Consider the following 3384-nt stretch of genomic DNA (forward strand, 5'->3'; position numbering starts at 1 on the left):
GCGGTTGTGGGGGGGTGGGGGTGTGGGGGGGGGCGGGCGGGGGCGTGGGCCCGGCGGTGCCCGGGGGGCCCGCGCCCCGGCCCCCGGGGGGGGGGGGGGGGGCCCCCCCCCCCCCGCCCCCCCCACGGCCGCGTTCGCATGAAGACGGGCGGCACACGGGGTACCGGAAATTGGCGTGACGGCCGGTCGGTACCGCAACGGTGGGCCGGAGGGGCATCTGTTGCGGTGGGTGGAGTCGGTCGTACTGGATGCGGAGGTTTTTGGACGGCTTCGGTCTACCGTTCGGAGGTTTCCGTGCTGGGGGAGTGGTGCTTGCCGGGGGTGGCGGTGCGTACGCGGAAAGTGCCGTCGGGGGCTGTTTCGGAGCGATCCCGGATAGTCTCGGCGATCGTGCCGGGCCACTTGGTCGTGCTGGACCAGACCGCCTCCGCGAAGTCGGCGCCGTCGGTGCGGGCTCCACTTAGATCGGCCCCGGTCAGGTCCGCGCCGCGCAGCCGGGCTCCGACCAGCCTGGCCCCTCTGAGGCGCGCTCCGGTCAGGTCGGCTCCGGCCAGGTCCGCGTGGGTGAGGTCGGCGCCCGTCAGCTTCGCGTTGTACAGAAAGGCCAGAGTGAGCCTGGCTCTGATCATCTGGGCCTGAGAAAAGTCCGCGACGAAGAGATGGGCGCAGGTCAGGTCGGCTTCGGTGAGGATGGCCTTGGTCAGGTCGGCCTCGCTCAGGTCAGCGGAGGTCAGCTGGGCCCGCAGGAGCTTCGCGCCGCGCAGGTCCGCCTTGTCCAGCGCGACATCGGTGAGGTCGGAGTCGGTCAGGTCGGCCCCGGTCAACTTCGTCCCCGAGAACAGGGCGCCGGTCAGGTTCGTACGGGTCAGGCGGGCACCGGACAGATTCGCGCCCACCAGATAGACGTCGGCCAGGTTCGCGCCGGTAAGGATCGCCCCCGTCACGTCCGCGCTCACGGTGTTCGCTCCGGCCAGGTTCGCGCCCTGCAGCTTGGCTCCCGACAGGTTCGCCTGCGTCAGACGTGTCCGGGTCAGGTCGGTCCGGCTCAAGTCGGCGCCCGTCAGGATCGCTTTCGTGAGGTCGGCCCGGCTGAGATCCGTTCCGGCGACGCTCACGCCCACGAGATCGATACGGTGCAGCTGCGCGCCTGACAGGGAAACGGCCGTGCCGGACTTCAGCGCACTCCTGAGGCCGTCCCGCCCGACGGGTCTGGCGGGACGGAAGGCCCGCGTCTCCTTGCCGTGGCCGACGCCACCGGCACGGAGCGGCCGAAACGCCGGGGCGGCATCACAGAAGGCGATCAACAACCTTTGCAAGAAAGGAGGTTGACTCTTCTCCTTGGACTTGTAGGGCTCGGGCGACCAGCCGTGCACGCGGTACACGTCATCGAAGAGCTGCTCCGAATCGTCCCGCATCCGGTCGGCCGGCCCGATGGGCCAGACGGTCTCCGAGGTCCACCGCGCCCCGGCCAGGTTCGCGCCCGTCAGCTCCGCGCCGCTCAGGTCGGTACCCGTCAGGTCGGCCCGTTCAAGACACGCCCCGGTCAGGTCGGCACCGGTGAGGTTCGCCCGGACGAGCACCGCCCCGCCCAGGTCCGCTCCGCGCAGCCGTGCTCCCGCGAGGTCCGCGTCCAGCAGATCCGCGTGCGTCAGGTCCGCTCCGGTCAGGTCGGCCTCTGTAAGCCGTGCCCGGACCAGCATCGCCGAGCCCAGCTCCGCTCGGTCCAGGCGAGCCCGCGTCAGGTCGGCGCCGATCAGATTCGCCACATAGAAGAAGCTCCGGGACAGGTTCGCTTCCCGAAGACACACCCCCGGCAGTCTGCCCAGTTGCGCGTAGACCCAGGGCAGATCCACCCCGGTCAGGTCCGCCCCGCTGAGGTGTGCGCCTTTCAGGTTGACCGGCCGGGCCACCTCCTGCGCGCGGATGCGCCGGGCCAGCTCGTCGGCCCACGGGTACGGTCCGTCGGCGGTCACGGGAGGGTGACCGGGCGGCGTGTACCAGTACCGGCGGTCGGTCAGCCGTATCTCCGTTCCCCCGTCCAGGGCATCGGGTACCAGGATCCGGAGCGCGAGCCGGCCGGCCGGCTTGAACACGATCGGGGTGACGACCCCCAGGACCAGCGCGATCAGGGACCTGACCGCATTCGCCGCCCCCGCCGTGCCGGCCCAAGTCGCCGCCGTACAGCCGACCGCCGCACCCAGGAGCGCGTGCAGGCACAGGCCTGCGGCGAAGGCGCCGACGCCGGGCCCGTCGGGGTAGTCCCACCGCCCGTACCGGTGTGTGAACGGGGCTTCGTCACGCAGGAGAGCAGCCCGGACGATGAGACATCTGTACAGGGCGGCACCGACCAGTCCCCACACCGCATATGACCACATGAGGTAACGATATGGGTCGCGCGTCGATCATCAACAGGGCCATTCCGCAGGCTGGTTGACGCCGTACCGGGGGTGACAGACCGGGGGTGACAGACCGGGGTTGCTTCACGGCGCCCGGGCCGGCCGCGACGGGTCGGCCCCGATACCCTCACCGCGAGCGTCCATGTCCAGCCGAGCATCAGTGGCGCGGTCATCGTTTCGTCGTCGGCCAGTGGAACCTCCTGCACGATCCGGCCGTCGGCGTTCACAGGCGGTGTGCGGGCCGGTCACGATCCGCACCGCGTCCGGCTGGGCAGGACACGGCACAGGAAGACGGCCCGGACGGCGGGGGCGTGGACATGGTCGAGCAGCAGCCGCGTGGTGCAAGCCTGTCGCTCGATGGTCTCGTTGTGGGAGCAGGCCACCGGTAGAGAGCGATGCCGAAGTGGTCGCCTGGACGACCTGGGGCCGCTGCTCGTCGACGTCAGACTGTCGGCGACGGGTGAATCGTGGCTCTGGTCCACTTCGTGTGGTCTTGTGACTCTCGGTCACGCCAATAGGACTCGTTTGCGAAGGAGTTCGAATCCTGCGCGGCCGAACATCTGGCGCTTGAGCATCTTGATCCGGTTGACATGGCCTTCCACGACGCCGGAGTTCCAGGGCAGTGTGAGGCCGGCGATGACGGCGTCGAGGTCGCGTTCGAGGTGCTGGGCGAAGTGCCGGAGGCTGGGCAGGTCGGTAGTGGAGGCGGCCGCTTCGATCCAGGTCGGCAACTGGTCGCCCCGGAGATGGACGACCATGTGGCCGAAGGAACGCACGTGCTCGGAGAGTGCGGTGAGTTCGGGGCAGTTGGCCAGGACGGCTTTGAGCTGGACTCGGTCGCCTTCGGGTAAAGCGTCGGGGTGGGTGAGGAGCCAGCGTGTGACGGCGCGGGCCGGAAGATTTCAAGTCCAGTGAGACGGTCGTGACGCTATGAGGTTTGTGGTGCGGGTTCGCGGCGCTTGGCCGGGTCGTTGATCCAGGCGGTCTG

1 protein-coding gene and 1 pseudogene are annotated in these 3384 nt (G+C 69.8%); both read right to left on the reverse strand.

What is annotated here, in order from left to right; genetic code table 11:
• Positions 1 to 275 precede the first annotated feature (275 nt).
• On the reverse strand, positions 276 to 2375 hold the full coding sequence (locus ACIRRY_RS51350; protein WP_403987923.1) for a pentapeptide repeat-containing protein: 2100 nt from the start codon (positions 2373 to 2375) through the stop codon (positions 276 to 278).
• 527 nt (positions 2376 to 2902) lie between these two features.
• Positions 2903 to 3286: pseudogene (locus tag ACIRRY_RS51355) on the reverse strand (transposase); the annotation flags it as partial.
• Positions 3287 to 3384 lie beyond the last annotated feature (98 nt).

Source organism: Streptomyces sp. NPDC101776 (assembly GCF_044766845.1).
Lineage (GTDB): Bacteria > Actinomycetota > Actinomycetes > Streptomycetales > Streptomycetaceae > Streptomyces.

Bases quoted from the DNA above. Each gene is read 5' to 3' on its own strand.
- ACIRRY_RS51350 (WP_403987923.1), bottom strand. From the start codon at position 2,375: ATGTGGTCATATGCGGTGTGGGGACTGGTCGGTGCCGCCCTGTACAGA.